General features: G+C 37.5%; 24 protein-coding genes and 1 pseudogene. 18 read left to right on the top strand and 7 right to left on the bottom strand.

Features of this window, described 5'->3' with window-relative positions; genetic code table 11:
* Positions 1-232: 232 nt before the first annotated feature.
* The 5 genes from PK943_03185 to PK943_03165 all read left to right on the top strand — a co-directional run bounded on the left by PK943_03185 (position 233) and on the right by PK943_03165 (position 4,589).
* The gene (locus PK943_03185) at positions 233-1,936 is read left to right on the top strand and encodes a hypothetical protein (GenBank protein HRN78217.1); all 1,704 of its coding nucleotides are present in this window, start codon (positions 233-235) and stop codon (positions 1,934-1,936) included.
* 48 nt (positions 1,937-1,984) lie between these two features.
* Positions 1,985-2,458 (top strand): hypothetical protein, encoded by a 474-nt coding sequence (locus PK943_03180; GenBank protein ID HRN78216.1) that lies wholly within the window; start codon positions 1,985-1,987, stop codon positions 2,456-2,458.
* 151 nt (positions 2,459-2,609) lie between these two features.
* Positions 2,610-2,909 (top strand): hypothetical protein, encoded by a 300-nt coding sequence (locus PK943_03175; GenBank protein ID HRN78215.1) that lies wholly within the window; start codon positions 2,610-2,612, stop codon positions 2,907-2,909.
* A gap of 69 nt (positions 2,910-2,978) precedes the next feature.
* A complete protein-coding gene (locus PK943_03170; protein ID HRN78214.1) occupies positions 2,979-3,572 on the top strand; it encodes a hypothetical protein in 594 nt (197 codons plus the stop codon).
* Between the two features lie 51 nt (positions 3,573-3,623).
* Positions 3,624-4,589 carry a hypothetical protein gene (locus PK943_03165; GenBank protein HRN78213.1) on the top strand — a complete coding sequence of 322 codons (966 nt, stop codon included), beginning with the start codon at positions 3,624-3,626 and terminating at the stop codon, positions 4,587-4,589.
* 63 nt (positions 4,590-4,652) lie between these two features.
* Here PK943_03165 and trxA read toward each other — a convergent pair.
* Positions 4,653-4,958: pseudogene (trxA, locus tag PK943_03160) on the bottom strand (thioredoxin).
* Positions 4,959-5,195: 237 nt separating this feature from the next.
* Between trxA and PK943_03155 the strand changes: the two are divergent.
* From PK943_03155 to PK943_03130, 6 genes are all read left to right on the top strand, one after another.
* A complete protein-coding gene (locus PK943_03155) occupies positions 5,196-6,257 on the top strand; it encodes a glucokinase (GenBank protein HRN78212.1) in 1,062 nt (353 codons plus the stop codon).
* Between the two features lie 75 nt (positions 6,258-6,332).
* Complete coding sequence (locus PK943_03150; protein ID HRN78211.1) at positions 6,333-7,277, top strand: zinc ABC transporter substrate-binding protein; 945 nt, start codon at positions 6,333-6,335, stop codon at positions 7,275-7,277.
* Positions 7,274-8,032: an ABC transporter ATP-binding protein gene (locus PK943_03145; protein ID HRN78210.1), complete on the top strand. Its 759-nt coding sequence runs from the start codon at positions 7,274-7,276 to the stop codon at positions 8,030-8,032. Before PK943_03150 ends, PK943_03145 begins: the two co-directional genes overlap by 4 nt.
* Positions 8,032-8,865, top strand: coding sequence for a metal ABC transporter permease (locus PK943_03140; protein HRN78209.1), 834 nt, complete (start codon positions 8,032-8,034; stop codon positions 8,863-8,865). The genes PK943_03145 and PK943_03140 overlap by 1 nt, the downstream gene beginning before the upstream one ends.
* Positions 8,866-8,878: 13 nt before the next feature.
* Positions 8,879-9,628 carry an ankyrin repeat domain-containing protein gene (locus PK943_03135; GenBank protein ID HRN78208.1) on the top strand — a complete coding sequence of 250 codons (750 nt, stop codon included), beginning with the start codon at positions 8,879-8,881 and terminating at the stop codon, positions 9,626-9,628.
* A gap of 2 nt (positions 9,629-9,630) precedes the next feature.
* Positions 9,631-10,722: a metal ABC transporter permease gene (locus PK943_03130; GenBank protein ID HRN78207.1), complete on the top strand. Its 1,092-nt coding sequence runs from the start codon at positions 9,631-9,633 to the stop codon at positions 10,720-10,722.
* On the opposite strand, the gene PK943_03125 is transcribed toward PK943_03130, so the two are convergent.
* Positions 10,655-11,473 carry a hypothetical protein gene (locus tag PK943_03125; GenBank protein ID HRN78206.1) on the bottom strand — a complete coding sequence of 273 codons (819 nt, stop codon included), beginning with the start codon at positions 11,471-11,473 and terminating at the stop codon, positions 10,655-10,657. The two genes, PK943_03130 and PK943_03125, sit on opposite strands and share 68 nt — an antisense overlap.
* A gap of 136 nt (positions 11,474-11,609) precedes the next feature.
* On the opposite strand from PK943_03125, the gene PK943_03120 reads away from it, so the two are divergent.
* The 6 genes from PK943_03120 (at position 11,610) to PK943_03095 (ending at position 17,333) form a co-directional block, all read left to right on the top strand.
* Positions 11,610-12,668 carry an ankyrin repeat domain-containing protein gene (locus PK943_03120; protein ID HRN78205.1) on the top strand — a complete coding sequence of 353 codons (1,059 nt, stop codon included), beginning with the start codon at positions 11,610-11,612 and terminating at the stop codon, positions 12,666-12,668.
* 85 nt (positions 12,669-12,753) lie between these two features.
* Positions 12,754-14,070, top strand: a complete 1,317-nt coding sequence (locus PK943_03115) for a hypothetical protein (protein ID HRN78204.1) — start codon at positions 12,754-12,756, stop codon at positions 14,068-14,070.
* Positions 14,063-15,460: a glucose-6-phosphate dehydrogenase gene (gene zwf / locus PK943_03110; GenBank protein HRN78203.1), complete on the top strand. Its 1,398-nt coding sequence runs from the start codon at positions 14,063-14,065 to the stop codon at positions 15,458-15,460. Before PK943_03115 ends, zwf begins: the two co-directional genes overlap by 8 nt.
* Positions 15,457-16,374, top strand: coding sequence for a decarboxylating 6-phosphogluconate dehydrogenase (gene gnd, locus PK943_03105; GenBank protein ID HRN78202.1), 918 nt, complete (start codon positions 15,457-15,459; stop codon positions 16,372-16,374). The genes zwf and gnd overlap by 4 nt, the downstream gene beginning before the upstream one ends.
* Positions 16,361-16,981, top strand: coding sequence for a cyclase family protein (locus PK943_03100; protein ID HRN78201.1), 621 nt, complete (start codon positions 16,361-16,363; stop codon positions 16,979-16,981). The genes gnd and PK943_03100 overlap by 14 nt, the downstream gene beginning before the upstream one ends.
* Before the next feature lie 28 nt (positions 16,982-17,009).
* Positions 17,010-17,333, top strand: coding sequence for a hypothetical protein (locus PK943_03095; GenBank protein ID HRN78200.1), 324 nt, complete (start codon positions 17,010-17,012; stop codon positions 17,331-17,333).
* 123 nt (positions 17,334-17,456) lie between these two features.
* Here the strand turns inward: PK943_03095 and PK943_03090 are convergent, their stop codons facing one another.
* The 5 genes from PK943_03090 to PK943_03070 form a co-directional block, all read right to left on the bottom strand.
* Positions 17,457-18,863 carry a family 1 glycosylhydrolase gene (locus PK943_03090; protein HRN78199.1) on the bottom strand — a complete coding sequence of 469 codons (1,407 nt, stop codon included), beginning with the start codon at positions 18,861-18,863 and terminating at the stop codon, positions 17,457-17,459.
* 79 nt (positions 18,864-18,942) lie between these two features.
* Positions 18,943-19,479 carry a DJ-1/PfpI family protein gene (locus tag PK943_03085; GenBank protein HRN78198.1) on the bottom strand — a complete coding sequence of 179 codons (537 nt, stop codon included), beginning with the start codon at positions 19,477-19,479 and terminating at the stop codon, positions 18,943-18,945.
* A complete protein-coding gene (locus tag PK943_03080) occupies positions 19,476-20,486 on the bottom strand; it encodes a ComEC/Rec2 family competence protein (GenBank protein HRN78197.1) in 1,011 nt (336 codons plus the stop codon). Before PK943_03080 ends, PK943_03085 begins: the two co-directional genes overlap by 4 nt.
* A gap of 35 nt (positions 20,487-20,521) precedes the next feature.
* A complete protein-coding gene (locus PK943_03075) occupies positions 20,522-20,821 on the bottom strand; it encodes a hypothetical protein (GenBank protein ID HRN78196.1) in 300 nt (99 codons plus the stop codon).
* 8 nt (positions 20,822-20,829) lie between these two features.
* On the bottom strand, positions 20,830-21,105 hold the full coding sequence (locus tag PK943_03070; GenBank protein ID HRN78195.1) for a hypothetical protein: 276 nt from the start codon (positions 21,103-21,105) through the stop codon (positions 20,830-20,832).
* Positions 21,106-21,236: 131 nt separating this feature from the next.
* On the opposite strand from PK943_03070, the gene PK943_03065 reads away from it, so the two are divergent.
* Entirely contained in the window at positions 21,237-21,386 is a 150-nt protein-coding gene (locus PK943_03065) for a hypothetical protein (GenBank protein HRN78194.1), read from the top strand.
* Positions 21,387-21,958: the final 572 nt, after the last annotated feature.

The following is a 21,958-nucleotide window of genomic DNA, read 5'->3' as shown; positions in this document are numbered from 1 at the left end:
CTACGGGGCCTGCAAAAGGCCCCTTTTTTTGATGTCTAGGGGTTACAAATAGAAAATATCGGCACTTTTCCTAGGTGTTTTTACTATTCTGAACCTGTAACCGATTACTAGTGCAAGGGGGGCTTTTGCGCTCTGTAAGCCTTCATGCTAGCATAATAATAAGCTAAAATAGTAATAAAAATGGGGTTATTCCTTAAATAGGTATTTTTTACCCATTAACAGGGACTATATTATGAAACAGATTAAATGGATGGTTTTACTACTTAACGTATTGGGTAGTGCTTTGGTATTTGGTATGGAAAGACCACATATGACAGAAGCATTTGTACGTAAGCTGGCTTCTGATGCATTTGTAGGTCAGAGTAGAGATTCTCTAGATGAACTACAAAGTGCATTGAATGTTAATCCAGAGTTAGTACATCCCGTATTAGAGCAACGTATTCTAAAAAATACGGATGATGCTAATGCTGAAGATGTTCTTGCATATATCTATTATCTTAATATGTACATTGGTAAACCGGAAACAAATTTAAATACCATAAAATCTATATTAAGAAATTGTTTAAATGATAATCTTCGATACAAAAGTATGGTTCTGGATGGTATCCAGACAGATAAATTTTTTACTGAGCTTTTTGATATTTTGTCAGATACTTCAGTGGAAGAATTACAAGAATGGCATACAATATTTGCAAATACACGGCATGCAGAATCTATTCTTACAATTATTCGTGATCGCCAAGGTATTTCCACAGAAGACGTTTTAGAATTGCAAGCTGAACAAGAGGGTCCACCCTATCTATATATTCCATCATCAATACAACCTGATAGACAGGCGCAATTGCAAGCAAGAAAAGATAATGCAAGCTATTGGATGACTCTTGAGCGTCAGATGCGTAATGCAGTAAAGAAAAATGATATACATACGCTGTTAGATTTATTTAGTGATAATTTTTCTAGTGATTCAATAAACGTCATGCCATCAGATGCTTATAATGAAATTATGAGCATTATACGTCCTATATTTGAAACATCAGTAGATGAACGTGTACAGCACGTATGGCAAAATTTCCAACGAGATTCTATTGATAGAGCTCGTAATGATCTGCAAGAATTGCAAGAAGCAACGCAAGAGCGTCGTGCTCCTGACTATACAAAAGAACATAAAATTGTACCGGCAACACAATTCCCATTAACACCAGAACAAGAAGAAAGCATTCAACAAATTGGCAAAGAAATAGAACAACTTATAGAAAAAGCACCAGCACCAAGTTCTTCTGCTCCAAAACGCAGAATAGAAGTATTGGTACCATCTATGAATATAGATGGGCAGCCGCAAGAAGGCGCCGCAGCTGCTTTATTTGATATAGCACACGATGCAGGTTATGAAAGCATCAATCATATGTTAGCTTCAGATGAAGGAAAAGCCTTGCTGCATGCAATGGGATATGATACTACGCGTTTATGCGAGCAATATAAACCTAAAATTTTAGGTAAAGGCAAAACTAGAAAACGTGCACTTAGTGCAGTAGAACCTGTTGAAGAACAAAACATGCTGCCTCAGGATGAGAAAGCATCTGCTGTATTGCCGGTGAATGCGATACCAAGTCCAAGTGCTAAGAAGATCTCTATATCTTCTGCTGAAGCATCAATACCTGTTGATGCGGGTAATGTACAGACATTAGGTACCTTAGGTGGATTTATAATGTTTGCACAAAATCGCCCGGTATTGACCATAGTTGGTATTTGTGCTGTTGCTTATATAGGTTCGTGGTTATACAACAAGTATTGGGTTGATAATAAAGATGAAAAAATAGAAGAGAAAAAAAATGATATTGCTTCGGAAGTAACAATAGAAGAAAAGAATCAACAGCCGGTTGAGCAAAAAAAAATTAGTAAAAATCTACGTACAACAAAACATAAAAAACGTAGATAAAAAATGTTAATTAGAGTCTAATCGATGTTTTATAATGGAGGAATTCTTATGAAAAAACATCTTATTTTAGCAACAGCTATTGTTGTTGCAGGTAACGCGTCTGCTATGTCTTGGAAAGAATCTTTTTCTAATACATGGAAAAACGTTTCTGATAAAGTATTAGAAACATGTACAACTGGGGCTACTACAGTAACAGAAAAATACAACAACTTGACTGACAGCCAAAAGCGTCTAGCTAAGTATGGTGCTGCTGCTACAGCTGCTACAATTGTAGTTGCTACAGGTGTATATGTGTACAACACATACTTTGCAAACAATGCAGTAACGCCAGAAGTTACAGAAGCTGCTAAATCTGCTGAAGATACAGTGGTAGTTGAAGAAACTCCAGTAGTAACAGAAGTAGTTGAAGCAACTCCTGCTAAAGCGAAACGTCAAGTACGCAAACCAGCAGCTGCTAAACGTTCAGTACGTCCAGCAGTTCGCAAAGGTGGTTGTGCGAATGGTCGTTGTGGCCGTCGCTAAACTGAGCGAATCGTAAACAAATAAAAAAAAGCCGTTCCACATTCTGTGGGCGGCTTTTTTTGTGCTTATTTCTTGTTCTTATAGTTCTCCCAGAGCTATACTTACTTATAGGGACCATGTATGTGTTAATCAAACATGCAAAAGGGGATCTATGAAGTACGTGTCTTATTTCTTTATATTTTTGCTCTCATGTTCCTTGCATACAACTCAAGCCAGAATGGAAAATTGGTTGCTTGCAGTGTTGCCGTATTTGGATACTTTGTTTGAAGATACCTCATCACAGGATGCTCAAACAGATGCCCAACCAACTGAATGTTTTTTACCTGATGCCTCGGATGAAGAATATCAAACCTATTCCTCGCAAACGTGTGATTATGAAGAACGCGTTGTCTGGTCTCTATCGGGTGGAGTGGCAGTCATTTGTATTCTTGTGGCACTTATGAAGCATTAAATAGTAGGGCTTGCTTTTTCTTGATTGATCAGATAGAGAATGTGTGTGGCATAATGTACCGGAGGAATCATGAAGCACGCATATTTTTATCTACTGTTTTTTTCTTTTTTACCTTTTTTCTCTTTTAGTATGGATCATAATTCCAGTTGTGAGGTATTGGTTCCTATAAGTCCTATAGATTCGTCCAGAGTTTTTGACCCAGCATTGGAGTCTATTTTTGTAGCAACACACATCTTGTCTTGTATTTTGCGTGGTATTGTTACAGAAGATGAATTGCCACACGAGCGAGAACAATCGCTTGTCGATATGACTAACAAGATTGAATTTTTCAAACAAAGTAATCAAGATGACTATAAAAAAATGTTATCGTCCATCCGTACTGAATTTAAAATTAAGAAAAAACTAGGGGTGCTAAACCAGCATCTGTCATTAACTTCCAAAATACGTGAGTTTGGACTTGTTTTATATGCACAATTATTATATAAACGGATTGAGCAGTTACAACTAGAGTTACTCATGAGTCGTGTTAAGCAAAAATATGATGATGTAAATCTTGGATCATGTATTTCAAATAAAATAGCATATATAGGTGGCGGATTACTTGTGTTTAGTTTGCTTGCAAATATAGGTATGGTGATACGGTTGCTGATTATTGCTTCTTGATAAAAAATATGTGATGATCCGAATAAATAGTATAATTTTTTGGAGAGTACCATGTTTAATTTTTATGTATTATTGCTTGTTATGTCAACCACTCTCAATGTGTACCCTATGGAGCGTGTATTGCAAGAAGATGCTTCCCATGAACGGGTGCCAAGTCTTGCGCTTACCGGTGTAACTGTTGAAACAGATGCAGTAACCAGCCAGGAACGGTCTTTGACTACTGAACGTATGATTTTACAAGAATTATTAAAACGTGAAGAGAAAAAAAGAGAGGAAAAACGGAGAACTGAACAACGTGATGCCTTAGCTGACAGCATAGAGCCACATTTTTATGATGCATTACGTCTTGCAGATACCACCGAAAATGCACGATTACGTGCTCAGATAAAACAGTTACGAGCAGAGGCTGCGGAAAAACAGGCAGATGAAGAGCGTAAAAAACTTATCAAAGATAGATTAAAACGAATGTCTGGTGTTGATGGGTTAAGTATTAGTGATCTTGCGCAACATGCTAAAAATTTACGTGCCGGTATAGATGAAATTTATCAAGGACGTCTTGGTGATCCAGATAAGCCAATTGATGAACAATCGTTCAAAGAGCTTGCCTATCAATGTGTTTTAGCGCGCTCAAAATCTGCTCCACGCAAAAGAAGTGAAAAACAACAAAAATTTGTACAACGTAAAGATTTTTTGAATAGGTGGTTTGAGCGTCTTGACCCTGAGGTGGTACAAGAGATTATGGGTGTGTATCAAGAAGCAACATCTGATAGTGAAAAATCGTCAAGTCAACGTGATGTAGTGCCATCAATTGTAAGTGCACTTATGAATATTGAAAATAAGCGTGCTATAAATCCTGATCAGCTCAGTGGACTTATGGAACAACTAGTTACTGAGCATTTGGAAAAAAAGGGTGAGACGAATAAAACATGGTTTATCCGTATGGCTGTTGCGGCAGTCGTGTTACTTGCGGGTAACGTTGGCCAGGCACTTGGCTGGAATATTGGTAATGGTGCGTAATATAAAAAATAAAAACAAGTAAAAAAAGGCATGTATCTAACATGCCTTTTTTTAGGAAAAGAACTAAAACGTGTTGTTAATCAAGCCAAGTATTTCGCTTTTACTTTTAAAACCAGTTGTTTGTTTTACATTTTTGCCATCTTTGAAGAATATCAAGGTAGGGATGCTTCGTACACCATAGCGATGTGCTATAGCTTGTGCTTTATCCATGTTAACTTTAACAAATGTAACCGTATCTATTTCGCGTGCAAGTTCATCAATGATGGGGCCAAGTCGTTTGCAAGGTCCACACCATTCTGCATAAAAATCTACGAGGACATTGCCGGTTGCAATAATAGAATCAAATTCAGATGCAGAGGTTACGTGAACAGTACGGCTTCCCTTGGTTGTTGAGGTAGCCGCTTGAGAAGCAGTTGTTTCTTGTGCTTGCTGACAAGCAGTTAATGAAATACTGCACAGCAATATCAGTGCGAGTGACTGGTGTGTTTTCATAAAAGAACTCCTTTTGATTAAAAATAACGATATGTATAGTTTAGACTAACAAAGGGTTTGGTTACGTCAACGTTATCAGCAAAAAACAAAAGAATAAACGTGCAGGAGAGTATAATGCAGTTTCGTGAGGTTGTATATGTCGATTATGTACCACGTAATATTGAATGCATTTTGGCAGCAGATATTGGCGGAACGAATAGTAATTTTGGTCTTGTGCAATTGGTAGATGGCAAGATTAATCTACTGTTTTCTTTGCATATCAAAAGCCAAAATATAACTAATTTTATCTCCATTGTGCAGGAATTAATCAAATATGTGCAAGACAAATATGCAATTACCATCAGATTTTCTGCATTTGCAGTTGCTGGTGTTGCATCAGTAGCGCGCGATTATGCTAAACCAACTAATTTGGATTTTGCGATTAGTAGTAAAGAAATTTTAGAGCATACTCATTTGTCATGTGCTTTTGTAGTCAATGATTTTGTAGTGATTGGCTATGGGGTGGATCAGTTAGATCCAAAAAAATTGGTCAAGGTGAATGAAGGTCATGTGCGTGCCTATGCAAATAAAGCAGTTTTAGGTGCTGGAACCGGACTTGGCAAGTGTATTATGATGTTTAATTATGAACTTGGTTGGTATGAACCTTCTGCATCAGAAGGTGGTCATGCCGATTTTCCTGCGCAAGATCAACTTGAGCTTGATTTAATACAATACATTCATAAAAAAGAACAGCGTGTATGTAATATATCATGGGAAGATGTACTTTCTGGCAATGGCATTAAGCGTATCTATAGTTTCTTTCTTGCGCGAGCACATGGTAATGCACATGATCATCAGTCGCCGCATCCGGATGAAATTTTTAACGCACGAAACCAAGATGAATATGCTAAGAACACCTTTGATTTATATGCAAAACTATATGCACGTTGTGCAAAGGATTTAGCTCTCAATGCACTCGCTCTTGGTGGTGTGTATATTGCTGGTGGGATTGCGGCAAAAAATCTGCCACTGTTTCAGCAAGAAATTTTTCTGCATGAATTTGTAAATTGTGGTAAGCAGCAGGAACTGCTCAAAGAAGTGCCACTGTATGTTATTACTGATTATAACGTAAGTTTGTATGGGGTAGCTGCATATATGATTTTGGAAGGTATGTGCGATCCATTACTAAATAAGTAACTTGTAACTTTTTGGTTGGCACGCTACACTTAATTTTACCGTAAAATTAAGACTTTTTTTATCACAAAGGTTATCGTGCGTATACCATATGCTACATTATTTTTTAGTATAAGTGTTGTACTTGCAGTGGGAATCATATTCTTCAAGCAGCAACACCAAGATGAGCACAAAAAACTTTTTGTGGTATGTACTACGAGTATGATTACTGATGCAGTTAAAAAAATAGGCGGTGATTTGATTGACGTATATGGGTTAATGGGGCCTGGGGTTGATCCGCATTTATATCGTGCGACTGAAGGAGATGCACATCATTTAGCATCTGCTGATATTATTTTTTATAATGGCTTGCATTTGGAAGGTAAGATGGGCACGATGTTTGCTGCTATGCATGCATATACTACTACTATTGCTATAGCAGATGCTCTTGAGATTGATCAATATATAGCGTCGCAAGATATGCATGCTTTGCATGATCCACATATTTGGTTTGATGTTGCATTGTGGATGCGTGTAGTTACTTTAATACGGGATACGCTTGTTGCGCATGATCATGATGAAGTACATCAAAAAAATTATTACCAGAGAGCCGAATCATTTTTGCATGAGCTATCCATGCTTCATTCCTATGTACAAGCTCGTGCACAAGAGCTGCCAAAAGAAAAAAGAATTCTAATCACTGCTCATGATGCATTTAGTTATTTTGGCCGAGCATATGATTTTGATGTAATTGGATTACAGGGCATTAGTACTGATGCAGAAATTAGTACCAAAGATATACAAGATTTGGTAGAAATTATTATTAACCAAAAAATTCCAGCTATTTTTGTTGAATCCTCTGTTCCTTATCGTAGCTTGCAAGCAGTGCAGGATGCTGTTGCTGCCCATGGATGGCATGTTACGCTAGCAGATGAATTATTTTCTGATGCGCTCGATAGCCCTAACACTCAATCTGGTACCTACATTGGCATGGTTCGGCATAACATTGATACCATTGTTAATGCATTACAAGGGAGAGTATGAACAAATCATATGTTTTAGAAGTAAAAAATTTAACTGTAGCATATAATCAAGAGCCAGTTTTGTGGCATATTAACGGTGCTATACCGGCAGGAGTTATGCTTGCAATTGTAGGGCCTAATGGTGCAGGTAAATCAACATTATTGCAAACCATGCTTGGACTTATACAACCAATTGCAGGTACCGTTTCGTTCTTTGGTAGTGATTACAAAAAATATTACAAAAAAATAGCATATGTGCCACAACGCAGTACGGTCGATTGGGATTTTCCTGCTACCGTATTTGATGTAGTTTTGATGGGTAGGTATGCGCATATTGGTTGGTTACGAAGACCATCAAAAATTGATTATGATGAAGTCCATTTTGCCCTTGCGCAAGTTGGTTTAACTCAATTTGCCAATCGCCACATTAATCAATTATCAGGGGGACAGCAGCAGCGTGTATTTTTAGCACGCGCACTGGTGCAAAATGCAGATGTATATTTATTAGATGAACCATTTGTTGGGGTAGACATGGCAACTGAGCATACTATCATTACTATGCTCAAGCAGTTGCGCTTGCAAGGCAAAACGGTAATAGTTGTGCATCATGATTTACAAACGTTACAAGAATATTTTGATTGGATGTGGTTAATTAATAAACGTTCTATTGTATGTGGTCCAATTGATGTGGCATTACGCAAAGAACATATCGAATCTGCATATGGTGCATCCAACTTATGTATACGGTACCCAAAAGAAAATCAGAAAGTTATATAATGATTATTAATTACACTATCGCATTAACATTGATAGGTGTTACATTGCTGGGTATTACCGCAGGCTTACTTGGTGTTTTTGTTGTATTGCGCCAACAGAGTTTGCTTGGTGATGCAATTGCCCATGCATCGTTACCAGGTATGGCACTTGCATTTTTGATAACATACAGTAAAAATCCTTTCATCTTAATGATGGGGGGTGCATTAGCTGGTGGTGTTGCTGCATTGTTACTTCATATTATTATTCACAAAACACCGCTCAAAAAAGATGCAGCATTAGGAATAATATTATCGGTTTTTTTTGGTATAGGGCTTGTGCTTATTACGGTAATACAAAAGGTTCCTATTGCGAGCCAATCAATTTTAAACAAATTTTTATTTGGTAATGTTTCTACTTTGTTGAAAAGTGATGTATATGCAATGTGTATAATCAGTGTGTTAGTAATCGCAGCAGTTATTTTATTTTGGAAAGAGTTCGTTATGGTAACGTTTGATCAGTCATATGCGCATGCGATGGGCTATCGCGTAGTATGGCTAGATGCATTACTGACAGGTTTAATTGTGCTGACTATTATGATTGGTTTACAAACAGTGGGGGTTATTCTTATGAGTTCTTTGTTAATTGCACCGGCAGCAGCTGCACGGCAATGGACGGTACGCATACTACCTATGGCAGCATTTGCCATATTTTTTGCGGTAAGCGCGAGTGTACTTGGTGCATTGATCAGTAGTCATGTACGTCAGTTGCCGACTGGTCCAACTATAGTTGTGTTATTAAGTGTATATGTTTTTGTTTCTCTTGCATGTGCATTCAAACGCGTAATAATGGTATAGCGTAAGGAATTTTATGAAAAAAATACGATATGCCATAGTGGCATTGTTAGTGTATTCATGTGTAACGTATAGTATGCATAGAATTATGAAATCAAACAAAATATTTGGTTTGAATACAAGACATTTTAGAATGTCGCGTAATTATGTACCAAATATAAAACCTTTACAAACTCCTTGGTATCAAGGTAATGATGATATTAGAAAGCGTACATGTACTCAGCAGCTTATTGAAGAACTAGCAAAACCAGTAGCAGATATTAATTTTGAACGTGCAGTATTTTTAGTCCAGTGTGGTGCAGATCCAAGTATACCAACACAACATGATAACATTCGGTTGCTACAATTGTTAGTAGGACGTCCACAATACAATAACCTCACAAATGCATTATTAGATCATTATCCACAACTTGTACATGATGTATGCATAACAGGGTCTGGTCCATTACACAATGCAGCGCGGATTGGTAATGTTCCTGTATTAAAAAAACTTATTGCTTGTGGAGCTCAGGTGAATAAACAGGATAGTTATGGCTATACTCCCTTGCATACATTGGCATATTTTAATCCAGTGATTACTGGAAAGACAGCTCGTATAGCATTGCTCCTCAAAAAATATGGAGCTGATGTTACTATATTGAATTATGATCACACACCTCGCACTCCTGCGGATATTGCCAAAAATCTTGATAATCAGATATTGTATGATTTGCTACGACCAACCAATACTATGTACTTACCTTTATATACCGATAATGAAAAATAATCATGTTGTTTCAGCTTAATATTTTGATCATTGCTTGTTTAGTTGCCATAGCATGTGTGTTGCCCGGAATATTTTTGGTATTACGAGGGGTAGCACTCATGAGTGACGCGATTAGCCATGCAATTTTGCCAGGTATAGCAATCATGTTTTTGGTAGTGCAACGGCTTGAGTCTCCCCTATTAATTGTTGGTGCATCGTGTGCAGGGTTATTAACAGTCATATGTACAGAACGTTTAATTCAAACACGACGACTTAAAAAAGATGCTGCTATAGGACTAGTATTTCCCTTCTTTTTTTCAGTAGGCGTGATTATTATTAGTCTATTTGCACGTAATGTGCATCTAGATACTGATATAGTGTTATTGGGTGAATTAGCCTTTGCACCGTTTAATAGGCTTATGTTATTTGGTGTTTATGTAGGGCCATATGCTCTTTGGATTCTTGCTGGTATTGCAAGTATCAATGCATTATTTGTTTTATTATTTTATAAAGAATTACAGCTACTCAGTTTTGACGAGTCAATGTGTAATTTATTTCAGTTCAAGCCGGCATTGTTATATTATGCTCTCATGACTATTACCAGCATTACTGCGGTAGCAGCATTTGATATTGTTGGTTCTATTGTAGTTGTTGCGCTTATGATTACGCCACCTGCAACTGCTTATTTGTGTACGCATCGCTTACAGCCTATGATTTTATTGAGTATCTTTTTTGGTATAGTTTCTGCATTGTTTGGATATGCCGGTGCCCGTGTATTTGATGTATCTATTGCCGGGTCTATTGCAAGCATGGGTGGCATATTATTTTTAGGAGCGCTTTTATGTGCGCCATATCATGGGTTAGTAGCTCGTATAATACGTTTGAGATACTATAAACACATACTTGCACGCAAATTACTATGTACCTATCTTGCGCAGTCACCACAAACAGGTAATCATATTGATGACATTGCAGTACAACTTGGTTGGCAACCTATGTTTACACAGGCCATTGCGCAGGAAGCATGTAACAACTTGCTGGTTACTGTCAATCAAGGGTGGGTACAATTGACGTTACTTGGTCATCAAGCATTGGCTGATCAGATGCCAAGGTAATGGGCATTTTTTGTGTGTGTTCTGCATCATCTTGATCAAATAATGTTAGATCAAAAACTGGTTTGTAATTACTACCTTTTACAAACAAAATAGTATCAGTTGTTTGTCCAGGCTCTAGTATTACGGTACGCGTTAATGATTTTTGTTTTATATCTTGTTTAATACGTGTATTAGTACGCAGTGATTGTATGCCTTGTACAGTAGTACTCATGGGCGTATTGACTAAAATCATAAAAGGTACAGAAGCACAGAGTGCTCCGCCGGCAATAGCGGCGGGAATTGACCATGTGAACATACCGATGACAAGCAGTGTAGTGCCACCAATAGCAGTTAATGTAGTGAATGCTGTACCAACAGCAACAATGCTAACCATGCGTAAGAATGTATGATTTTGAATACGGTGTGCAACGTGGTGATACGGAGTGAGCTTTAGATCTATGCTATTTTTATTGAGTATCCATGTTGTTTGGCTATTGTTTTTGATAGACAGTTGAATAGGATATATGCACGTATCATGTTTATGATGTATTAAACGTGACCCTCTGCTTCCAAAAAGTTGAATGCAATCTTGTTGGTCATATTTTTTGGCATATATGTGTATGTCATCTTGCTTTGCTTGGTAGGTAACATATGAACAGAGTGGACGTAAAGGCTTTTTTTTATAAGATTTTACCTTGGCGCAACCCGGTAATAGCAAAAAAAGTGCAATAAGATACATATTAATATATGCAAAATATAAACGACGGATCATAGAACCTCCATATGGTAAGCCTCTCCTTTGCATTTTAGTGTGACTTAATAGGCTTTTTTGTCAATTGTATATAATGTGTAATCGATGTAGTCTGTATAATATTTCACCCTAGTTTTTATATTTTTAAGGAGTGATCATGCGTGTGATGTTTGTTCTATGCCTTATGCTTAATATTGTATTATGTGCTATGGAGAAACCAAATCTACCACCGTTTTTACCACTACCTCCTGAGATTCAGCTAACAATTATTGAATGTTGTATTGCTCAAGAGATAACTTTACTCAATCAAGTACGTTCACTTGCTCAATTACGTTGTGTGAATAGAGATTTATATAATGTTCTTGATTCAGTTAGTATTGGACGAATATTACGCTTTAGTAAGCCTGCACAAGATGCTGACCAGGTGCAGCTTGTTCAGAGGGTAATGGAGTCTGAAGATGTATCTGAAGAAGATTTATCTGCATATGAATTTAGTGAGGATGACTCACACGACAAACAACAAAATCCATTAAGTCCACTGAATACATTATTATTTAATGCAATTGGTGGGCATAGCGCTGTGTGGGCGGCTGGTCTGCTGAGTGCAAAAGCGGATAAAGATACGCGTGATTTTGATGATGGATATACAGGATTACATGTTGCCGTTCATGTAGGCTCTACCAGTTGCTTACTTGCATTACTCAACGCAGGTGCGGACATAAATGCGTGTAATGAAGATGGGTGTACGCCGCTTCACGTGGCAGCAACACAAGGTAAGCTCAATTGTTTAAAATTATTACTCGCGCGTGGTGCAAGCACAGAATGTGTTGATGGTGAAAATAATACACCGCTTGATATGGCAATGGCGCATAAGCAACCTGCATGTATGGATGAGCTGTTACGAGCAGGTGCCTGTCATGATAGAATAGGTACAGATGGTGCACATATCATCCATCGTATGGCAGCTTATGGTACAGTTGATATGTTGAATGTATTATTAGGACACGAGTATACATATGTTGATATAACTGATGATGATGGTAATACGCCACTCCACTATGCTGCTATGGAAGGCAAGCATGCAAATGTACAAGCATTGCTTGCAGAGCACGCAAATTCACAAGCACGTAATCATAGTGGCGATAGGCCATATGATTTGGCATGTGCATATGGACATAGCACATGTGCAAAATTATTGCGTAAAAAGTTTAGATAGATATATACACGGATTCGTATTGCTTTTGACCATAAGGCAATTGCGTTGTATGTTCATACTATCATATTGCCATGGAGTATGCGTAATGAAAAAAAATATCTTGTTTTCTTATGAGCAATCAAGTTTGGTGTATATTGAGCAATTACAACAGATTGGTGCCCAGCTACAACCGGAAATAAATCGCATAGTTGATGCGCTTGAATGTGCATATGATACTCCCTACGCATTTATTAATTTATCTCGTGATATAAAATTACGTGATTATATTCATACAATGGTTGCAGAAAAAAAGAAATTAAATCCTACGGTGTTAGTAGTCATTGGTATTGGTGGCTCAAACTTGGGTACTATAGCAGTACACGAAGCTTTATGTGGAAAATTTTATAATGAGCAACAACCGGATATAAAAGTTTATTTTGCAGATTCAATTGATACTGATTACATCTATGACATTGTGTTGCTTGTCGAGCAGGAGTTAGAACAAGGAAGCAATGTTCTTATTAATGTAGTTAGTAAATCGGGAAGCACCACAGAGACTGTTGCAAACTTTGAATTATTTTTATACCTACTCAAACGATACAAAAAAGATACCTATCACCAATATGTTGTAGTAACTACCGATGAACATTCAAAATTATGGGAATTTGCACAAGAACATAATTTTACCCATCTTATAATTCCTGCTCAAGTTGGAGGACGTTATGCAGTTATGTCTGCCGTGAGTTTGTTCCCGCTCGCATTACTTGGTGTAGATATTGATGCTCTGCATGCAGGAGCACAAAGTATGATACCAACATTGATACATACTGATCTATCGCATAATATTAGTTCCCTATCTGCAGCGTGGTTGGCATATGAGTATCAACATGGCAAAGTAATTCATGATACATTTATTTTTTCAGTGGATCTAGAAGGTGTAGGCAAATGGTATCGCCAGTTGATGGGAGAGAGCTTGGGTAAACCCAATGCACAAGGAAAACCTGTTGGTATGATGCCTACCGTATCTATAGGAAGTATAGACTTGCATTCTGTTGCACAATTATATTTGGGTGGACCGATCAATAGATGTACTACTTTTATATCAGTTGCTAAGAATAAATCACAAATAGTTTTACCGCGGTGGCAAATATTTGATCAATTAGTCGCAAAGCTACAAGGTAAATCATTTCCTGACGTTATGGAGGCAATTATGCAAGGTGTTCAGCGAACGTATACAAAAAAAAGTATTCCATTTGTGTCAGTTGTGTTACCGGAAAAAAGTGCGTATTATATTGGACAGTTATTACAAGTTAAAATGTTGGAAATGATATATTTATGTTATCTACTTGGTGTCAATCCATTCGATCAACCACATGTCGAACTATATAAGAAAGAAACACGAGAGATCTTAGCTCATGAATAATGTTGCGCTTATTGTATTTGGTATAACGGGTGATTTGGCAACGCGGAAACTAATTCCTGCAATCTATCATTTGCTGCAAAAAAAACGAATTGATACTATTGCACTAATTGGTGCCGCATTTGAAGATATGCAACCAGATGTAATTTTGGAACGTGCAAAAAAATATATCCCACATGTTGATCAAAATGTATGGCAAAAATTGCATGAATGTTTTTATTATCAAAAGCTTAATTTTACTAATAAGAATGATTACTTTGCATTAGCACAATTGATTAATACGGTAGAGCAAAAACACCAACTGAGTGGCAACCGTATAGCATATCTAGCTGCTGCATCGCATTTTTTTTGTGATATTACGCAGTACATGGGAGAATCTGGTACCATTAAACGTATGTCAGGTGATGCATCATCCTGGCAGCGCATAGTGTATGAAAAACCTTTTGGCAGAAATTTACAATCTGCGCATGAAATCAATGAGTGTATACAACAGTGGTTTGACGAAACACAAATTTATCGTGCAGATCATTATTTAACTAAAGAGCTGGTAAGCAATATTACGTTATTACGATTTACCAATTGCGTGTTTGAGCCATTGTGGAACAATCAATATATTGATAGTGTTCAAATTATTCTGAGTGAAGATCGCGGTATAGAAAACCGTGGTGCGTATTATGATAAATATGGTGCATTATGCGATGTAGTACAAAATCATATGTTGGAACTTCTTGCTCTAGTTGCTATGGAAGCACCACAAAAACTTATTGGAGACTTTGTGCGTGACAAGCGTGCGCAAGTTCTCAAAGATGTTCGTGTAATTGATGGGATACTTGGGCAATATGCAAACTATACGCATGAAGAGTATGTGCAACCCGATTCAAAAACGGAAACATTTGCAGCACTTTGTCTTGCAGTGGATAATGCTCGGTGGACAGGTGTACCTTTTTATCTAAAAACGGGTAAATGTTTGAATACCTATGAAGTGGTTATTAATATCAAATTCAAACAGGTGGCGTGCTTAATGCTAGCAAAAGACTGTCCTATTGATTCAAACTGGCTTACTATTCGTGTAGCGCCTGATGCTACATTTGTTTTAACTCTAAATGCAAAAAAACCAGGACGCTCTGATGAACTTATTACCATTCCGTTAGAATTTTGTCACAGTTGTTTATATGGTGAAGTAACTCCTGATGCATATGAAGTTTTGCTAGAAGAAGTGTTGACTGGTGAACAAGCAACATCAGTACGTTTTGATGAAATTGAATCAGCATGGCAAGTGATTGATAGGGTACATCATAAAAATTTCCCTGTGTATTCCTATGCATGTGGTAGTACTGGCCCACTAGAAATGGAACAATTTTGTAAGAAACATGGTATGAGGTGGCGATCATGAAGGTTGGGATTATTGGTCTAGGCCGTATGGGCAATGCTATAGCATACCGGCTTATTAATGCTGGGCATGACGTAATAGGTTTTGATCTTAATATGCATGCACGTGCAGAACTTGTTGCTATGGGTGGTACTGCAGTAGATAGTTTAGAACATATAGCGGCCGCTGCACGTATATTTTGGTTAATGGTTCCTGTTGCCGCAGTAGATACGGTAATTCATGAATTAAAAAAATATAGTAAAGCAGGTGATATTTTTATTGATGGTGGTAATAGTTATTTTGAAGATTCGATCCGTCGTGCTCATGAGCTTGCGCAACACAAAATATTTTTTTTAGATTGTGGTACATCTGGTGGTGTATATGGTCGCACACAAGGTTTTTGCTTGATGGTTGGTGGTGATGAAACAATGTACACAAAGGTATATGAGTTATTAGCAGCTATTGCTGCACCCGGTGGTGTAGCCCGTGTTGGCTCATCTGGCACCGGTCACTATGTCAAAATGGTTCACAATGGTATTGAATACGGTCTTATGCAGGCGTACGCTGAAGGTATGCAACTTATCAAGGATGGATGTTTTAAATCAGAGCAATTAGATTTAGAAGAAATTACTCGTATATGGAATACTAGTTCCATTATTCGTTCATTTATTTTGGAGCTTATGCATAATATTTTTACGCAAGATCAAGACTTGAACAGCATACGTGGCAAGGTTGATTCAACAGGTATGGGTAAATGGACGGTGCAAGAAGCGCATAAAGCCAAGGTTCCGGTTCCCGTGATTGAAGAAGCATTGCATGTGCGTGAATGGTCACAACAGACAGGCGGTAACTATGCAACCAAACTTGTTGCGCTGCTACGTCAACAATTTGGTGGTCATCCGATACATACTATTGGAGAAGAGCATGAAAATTCTTGATATTAGCTGGCCTATTAGTACGGCAACAACGGGATACAAGGATAAACACGTAGTTAATTTTGAAGATGTAAAACATTTTGTTGTTGATAACGCACGTGAAACTAATATCTGTTTAAGTTCGCATACGGGAACGCATGTTGACGCGCCATCACATTTTTTAAAAGACGGAAAAACTATTGATGAAGTACATCTTGAGCGTCTTGTAGGGCCCTGCAAAGTGCTTGACTTAATGCATGTACAAGAAAAAATCACCCGTGATGATATACAAGATTATGATATTCAAGAACATGATATTGTGTTATTCAAGACTTCAAATAGTATGTACCATGCAACTGATAAGTTCAGCCCACAGTTTGTGTATCTTGAAGTTTCAGGCGCAGAGTACCTTGCACAAAAAAAAGTAAAAGCAGTAGGCATTGATTATTTGGGGATAGAGCATAGCCAACCGGGGCATCTAACCCATCGAACGTTAATGCATGCAGATGTAATTATTATTGAAGGATTACGGCTTGGGCATGTAGAGCCAGGTGTCTACCAATTTGTGTGTTTACCATTATATATAATTGGACTTGAAGCAGCACCGGCGCGTGCAATTTTAATGAAATAACTAAAACCCTTATACAAGGAGTGCTTATATGAAACGTGTATTATTGTCAGTTGCATTATTAACCGTAGCAGGAGCTCTATCTGCAACATGTTCTTACACAAAATCATGCAATCTATCTGGCGAGTGTGATGGTAGAAAAGTAGAAACTCGTTGTGATAGCTGCCCATGCAAAGATAATGAAGCCAACAAATCAGGCTCAGAATGTTGCAAGGAAGAATGTTTGTGTGATGAAGAAATAAAATGTGCTACTTGTGGTGGCCAAAAAGAAGAGCCTCAAGTTACTGTGCATGATGCATGTGCAGATTGTAATGATGCTGAAATCGAAGATTGCGGTGATTGCTCAGCTGAGTAATATTGATTAAACAGTAATTTATTTTTATAGATACAAGAGAGCTCCGAAATTTCGGAGCTCTCTTATATGGTTCGTATTATATGTAAATTGTAGATATGTGGTAAGGTTTCAAAAATAAGGCTTTTAGACGCGCGAGCTTGTTTGTATTGCTCGTTGGTAACACTGTGCGCCTGGACGTAAGCTGCGCTTTTGTGTGGTAAAATCAGCTTCATACAAACCAAATTTTTTATTGTATCCACGATCCCATTCAAAGTTATCCATCAATGACCAATAAAAATAACCACGTACATCTACGCCTTCTTTAATTGCTTGAGATAGTGCATATAAATAGCGCTTGATATATAAAGGACGGCGATCATCGTTACCATCCGGTACGCCGTTTTCAGTTACATAAATTGGTTTGCCAAGTTGAGCCATTTCTTTGAGCGCTATGTATAACCCTTCGGGATATATTGGATATTCCATGTCTGTCATAATTTCGCCATCAAGGCATGCCGGAGCTACAATATCTTTGGTAGAAAAATCGCAGTTAATTAACTTATCAAAAATATTGGATTTGAGTACCACGCGTGAATAAAAGTTTAAACCGATAAAATCATATGCGTCCGGTGCATCAACAATAGTTCTGCGCAATAACGGTATACGAGGGAATAATTCGCCTGTTTTTAAAAAATGTACTATCGCGTCATTAAACACATAATTCATAAAAAGAGATGGTATATGTTCCAATACACTTATGTACGAATGTGACTCGAAAGATAAATATTGGTGAACAATACCTATTTGTGTATCTTTTCCACCCGGTAATGCTTTGAGTGTATTATATACATCAACATGTGCAATGAGCATATGTTTCATGACAGTTGCTGCGGTGTATATATTGTGTTTGCCTGGGGGAAACGCTCCATGGATATAGCCTTGGAAGGCATAGGGTCCAATCTCATTGATAGTACACCACAGCTTTACTTGATCTTGTAGGTGCATAAAAATGCGTTCACAAAAACGAACAAAGTAACGAATATTTTCTTCTCGCTCAAAGCCGCCTCTTTCTTCAAACCACTGTGGATGCGTGAAGTGATGCAAAGTAATCATGGGAGTAATACCATTGGCGATAAGTTCATTACATACATCTTTGTAATGATCCATTGCCGCTTGGTTGAATTTTCCCTTTTGAGGTTCAATAATACTCCATTCTACGGATAAACGCAGTGCATTGCAGCCAAGCTCTTTGATTAGTTGAATATCATTTTTATAATTGTTCCAGAAGTCGCATGCTATACCGGATGTTTGATTGCCATCAATGGTCGGGTAACCATTTATGGTACCCTGTGCCTCCCAATGAGCCCAGTTACTGTCCGGGCAATTAATTGCTCCTGAATTTTGGTATTCAGACATAGAAACACCGCATAAGGGAGGCAGTACAATATCATTGATATTGATATGAGACCAATCCCAATGTAGGGTGGCAACTAGGGGAAAACTGATAAATAGAAATGCAAGAACTATAGATGGATTTTTAACATTAATCATAAAAAATACTCCGCTAAACAAGAATACACCTATAGTTTATTGTAACAAAATAGGGCTTAGTAACAAGATAAACGTATTATTACAATCCCTTTTCATATGCATCCAAAACTTCAACTATTTTTTCCCCAAAGTCTTTTGCTTGCTTGGGGCCGATAGCAGTTACTACATGGCTTTCAACGACTACGTTCATGGGCACATACTGTGCGCCATAATCTTCCAAAATATCAGGTAGTTTTCCATCTTCGTTCCAGCCAGTTGCCATCTTGCCATCCAAAACTTCTGCATGTGCAAGAATACGAACCGCAGCGCAAATAGCCCCATACGGGATAAGGTTTAATTCAGTAAGTTTGAGAAATTCATAGCTTGTTGCATTATCTAGATGCTCTAGACATCCGGGGCCACCAATAAAATAGATGCCTTCATAGAATTTGGGGTCAGTTTGTGTCAAAAGCGTATCTACTTGGACTTGATTGCCATCTTTATCGGTTGCATAACCATCTTTATTACTTGCAGTGACCACTTGGTAGCCGGCTTGTTCTAAGATTTTTTTGGTATCACCATATTCAACCGGGTGGAATCCTTCATGTGCAATGACGAGCAAAACTTTTTTATTCATAGTATCTCACTTTTTTGGGAGTTCATTTTATGTTTTGCAGAATAGAATTCAAATGATTCTTTGTCAATGGTGCCGTATACGTGAAATATAGGGAAGGTAGCTTCTTGATAGGTGCCAGTATATGTAGTTGGCTCTATATGCACCATGCTGTCTGCAGACAGCACAATATGTGTTGCGTGTGCACCAAGGTGTTTGATGGTGCCATGTTGCTTATGCACTGCTTCACGCATTTGGAAAAATGTTTGCCACGCTGATTTACTGAGTGTTCCATGCCACCATGGCAAGTATACATACTGGATTTTCATATTTTTACATAACGTTGTTATAGCCTCAAAGGTACGCATGCTCGGTTGCAACATAACTACATGATCAATATGTAGCGATCCTGTTAGCTGAATAATGTATGGCATTAACGTGTATTGTACCCATGAACAGGCAGATGCACTTTTGCCAATTACGCCAGGATCAATAATAATGGTTTGTTTGTTGTCATGTGCAATAGTTATGGTGCCACCATTGCATGGTATCTGGTGTAGTATTGGCTTGTATTGTGCATGCATTTGTAGAACAATATAAAAACCTGCTAATAACAAGGTGAATACAATACTCAGATATTTTGCAGTTTCTATTTTACTGTGTAGTACTACATAAATTGCTGTGCATGGTATTATGAACAGTAGCCACATAGATGGCTTTGCAAATCCAATTAAGCAGCTTTGGCTATACCAATCGAGTAGCCAGAGCCATACGCTTGTCAATATATCCAATGCCCAGGCGAACCATGTGTTGGGGATATGTAATAATTCGGTAAAAAATAACAAAGAAGAAAGTAATAAAAACAAACTCAAAAAAGGACTAAAGATTAAGTTTCCCACGGGCGATAGCAAAGATAGCGGCAATCCCCAGGCAATCAAAAATGGTAATGATATAAGGGTAAGAAACAGTTGTAATTGTAAAAAGCGTAGTAAATAAAGTTGAATTTTTGGAATATACAATAATAGGTTCATGTATATAGCATACATGAACCTATATTTTTTGCGAATTAGTAAGGCTTTTGACGGCTTACCGGAGCAGATTCAGATGGAGAATTCTGTGCCAATTTTTTGTGATGTTTTTTGAGGAACAAATCTAAATATGTTCGAGCTTCTGAGGAAATATATGGACTCCCACCAGCAACACTATCAAAATTTGCAGTATCATATTTATGTTTTAGAATTTCAACACATAATTGTGCTCGTTGTAGTTCCAATTTAGCTTGTTCAATTTCATATAGACGGTCTGATGACATACCGTTTGCTTGCGATATGATAACAAGTGATGAAATGATAAGTAATTTTTTCATGGCGATCCTTAATCTATTTTTTTATATGATCGAGTGTTTAAATAATTTATTGATGTATATGCCTCTAAAAAACCTCTTGCCTTTGCCTTAGGTGTATCATTTATACTAAATTTATTGCTGTCCAATATGTTTAGGCATAGTTGGGCTTTTTGCACTAATAATTTTTCATTATAATATCTTTCTTTCATATCTATGTATTCTTGAGTAAGTTTTTTTTGTGATTTCTTCTCCATGCTATGTACAAAACTTACGCCGCATACTAGTAACAACAAAAACTTTTTCATGAATGCTCCTCTGAATTTTAAATTGAGCTTATGGTATCACCAAAAAAAATATGTGCAAAGTTATACCATTGCGTTGCATAATTTATTTTTACTATTCTTATTGCAATGTGGGATTACATGAAGGGGAAATTATGAAAAAGTTTTTTAGCAAAGTACGTGCGCGTCAATTTTGGACACAAGTATATGCTTCACATCGTTGTAAAATGTCTCGTGGAGCACAAAATATTGCACGAATGATTAATTTTGCGAACAAGGATAACTGGAGACGTAAGCAAAAGTAGTTTTGTGTAAACTGGGCATTTAGTTATTCTTAAAAATTATTTTTTTGTTATTGAAAATTTTGCGCTTCCCGCGCGGGGCAAATATATTGCTTGCCCAATATATTTGATACAAGGGCAAAAAAGGAAGAGGACTTCCTTTTTAAATCCTTCCTTGCGCTCATACGGCAAACTCTCGCCTATATTTGCTTATCATGCTTCTGATTTGAAATATTTACATTGCTCACTCAAGATCTCTGTATGCTAACGCGCGGCTGCGGATTGCTTCTACGAGCGCGAATGAACTAATATATAAAATGGATAATCCGGTAGCGCATCGGTAGACCTCGGCCGTAGGCCTGAGTGTCGTGCCTATGCGCGAGAGAGGGATCAAACAGGCTGTTTGTGTATTTTAGTCCAGATCTTTTGTACAAGCAAAAGATCTGGCCGTGTCCGCCATAGCCTTGGCGAAGGCTGGATGCTGCCCGCATAGGGCAAACTTACAAAAAATAAAAACTAAACTCAAAGTACTAAAAAACAAAAAATTAAAAACTAAAAAATTTGTCCTACCCCAACAGGGTTAATATACTGGTCAC

Source organism: Candidatus Dependentiae bacterium, from assembly GCA_035445995.1.
Taxonomy (GTDB): Bacteria; Babelota; Babeliae; order Babelales; family Vermiphilaceae; genus DAOMRS01.
The sequence above is the reverse complement of the archived record's forward strand: the minus strand, read 5'-3'. Positions and strand labels throughout refer to the sequence as shown.